Raw genomic sequence first — 2368 nt, 5'->3', positions numbered from 1 at the left:
GTCTGCTGGAGCACCTTGCCGGCGAGCACGGTGACCTGACCGCGGGCGTCTCCCCGGCCCTGCCCGCCCTGTGCCACCAGATCGGCGAGCTCACCAAGCAGGTGTGGCACGAGCAGTCGGATGAGGGCAAGTTCGGCCACGGCGACTTGCTGATGACCCTGGAGAGCACTGCGGCATCGCACGCCAAGCGCACCCAGAGCCTCGTCGACGAAGCCGACCCGCACCTGAAGCGCGAACTCGAGGCCCTCACCGCGCACGCCCGCGCCGACCACCAGCTGCTCTCGACGATCCACTACCACGCCTCCTCAACGGCGGAGGTGCCCCAGGCGCCCGCTCTGTGGGCGTGGCTGGAACAGCGAGAGCAGGACATGTCGCCCCGCCTGAGGCGCGCCCTGCACAGCGACATCGGGCCCACGGGCGACTTCGTCGGCCTATTCGGCACCATGTGGCAGACCCTGCGCGACGCCGCGCCCGCCGACTCGGCAGCACCGTTGGCCCCGCTGCCCGCCGCCGGCACCGACCTGCCGGAGCGGTGGCAGCCGTGGGCCGAGCAGGTGGCCGAGGTCGCGGACGCCGCCAGCAGCGACATCGACCTGCGCCTGCGCCTGACCGGCAGCCTGGGCGACGACGCGGACGACCTGGTCAGCCGCTTCACCGAGGCACACCTCGCCTCGCTCCAAGACCATCTTCCGGCCGGGCTGCTGAGGCTGTACTTCGGCGAAGACGACGCGCCCACCACCGCCGCCGAACTCCTGCACACCTACCTGGTCCGCGAAGTCACCGCGCGCCTGGACACCGCGGCCGCAGCCCCCGGCACCCCCCTGTCGGCGTCCGCGCTGGCCGCCTGGCACCTTGCAGACCCGCAGGGGATGGGGGAGGGCGAGGACCCCTATCCCGACCAGGCCGCCGCCCGCACCGGCGCCCTGCAACTCGTCGCCGCGCTGGGGAAGTTCACCCGGACCTGGAGCGGCCGCCAGTACGTCAGCGAGAAGGCGCTCAAGGAGATCGCCGACGAAGCGTCCCTCGCGCTGTGGCAGGACGCTACCGCCGAGCAGTTCGGCACCCGCCCCGAGGCGGCGCGATCCGCTGGCACGAACAGGCGGCCCAGGCACACGAGTTGACGGCCAGCGCCGAGCAGACGCTGCGCGCCGTCGAAGCGGTGATCGGACGGCACAGCGGGCGCCACACAGTCCAGCCCGCCCACCACGCCCTGCGCCTGGTCGAGCAGGCCGCGGAACGCCTCGCCGAGCACCTGGTGCCCGACCGCCTCCGCACCACCGGAGCGACCTACCCGGACAAGGAACTGCAACAGGACCAGGACGGCATCACCGCGCTCGCCTACCTCCTCGACCACCTGCCCTTCGACGACAACATGCCGGCCGAGGCGGGCCACGACCTTGAGGCAGCCCTGCGCCTGTGCACCGGGCACCGCGACGTCGGCGGACTCGCCGGAGAGATGCACCGCCACCAGAAGGTCGCGGACGCCGCCAAGACGGTGCTCAACAACAGCGGCCCCCAGCGCGGCTTCTTCGCGCTCGCGCTGCACAACCTGGCGCGCCACCACGTCGACCGGCTCGCCAGCCACCTGCCCACCCTGCCCGCCGACGGCGCTGCCGCCCGCCGCGCAACCGCCCCCGACGGCCCGGCCGACCAGAGCGTGACCGTGCCGCCCGGCGCGCAGCCCTACGCCGATGCCGCCCACGGGCGCGCCGCCCAGGACGACCTTCTGGAACTCGTGCGCGCCGCAGTCCTGGAAGGCCCACGGCCCCTCACCCACGGGCCTGCGCCCATCGTGCTCGCTCACCTGATGCAGGCCCGCGACCACGGCGTCGTCTACAGCGACCACCAGGCCCTGGCCGCGTTCGCCGGACAGGGACGCGAACAGGCCCACCTCCACCGCCTCGACAAGACCGGCGACGGGGGCGCGCTCGAGGCCGCAGCCCGGGCCGCCGAAGCCCACGCCGGGGCCCTGGCCGCCACCGAGCCGAGAACGATGCCGAGCTCGCCGTCCACGCCGAACCCGGCGCCGAACCCGAGGCTGCCCGGCAGGCGGCGGCCGACTGGCTGTACGGCACCGCGTGGCAGCACGACCTGCCCGCCGAGCAGATCACCCTGCTCACCGACCTCATCGCCCGCAGTGGGGGAGACGTCCTGGGCGACGGGCCGCTCGCCGCCTGGTGGCAGACGCTTCAAGCCACCCGCCCGGCCGCCGTCACCGCGGCACTACGGAGCGAGTTCCCCGGCGGCACGGTGCGCCGGTCGATCACCGCGTTCCGCAACCGGCGCGCCCCGCTGCTGGACCAGGTCGAACAGGTCCTGGCCCTGGACGCGGTCCGCGAGAAGCTGGCCAGCGCGCACACCGGCGACC

At 73.9% G+C, this 2368-nt stretch carries 1 protein-coding gene and 1 pseudogene; both read left to right on the top strand.

Annotated features, from left to right (window positions below; genetic code table 11):
- Positions 1-1121 (top strand): hypothetical protein (locus tag P3H78_RS33040; protein WP_276112864.1); only part of this gene is annotated, 1121 nt, incomplete at its 5' end.
- Positions 1118-2368, top strand: a pseudogene (locus P3H78_RS33035) (hypothetical protein); the annotation flags it as partial. The gene P3H78_RS33040 and the pseudogene P3H78_RS33035, both read left to right, overlap by 4 nt.

The organism is Streptomyces tropicalis (assembly GCF_029269835.1).
Lineage (GTDB): Bacteria > Actinomycetota > Actinomycetes > Streptomycetales > Streptomycetaceae > Streptomyces > Streptomyces tropicalis.
The sequence above is the reverse complement of the archived record's forward strand: the minus strand, read 5'-3'. Positions and strand labels throughout refer to the sequence as shown.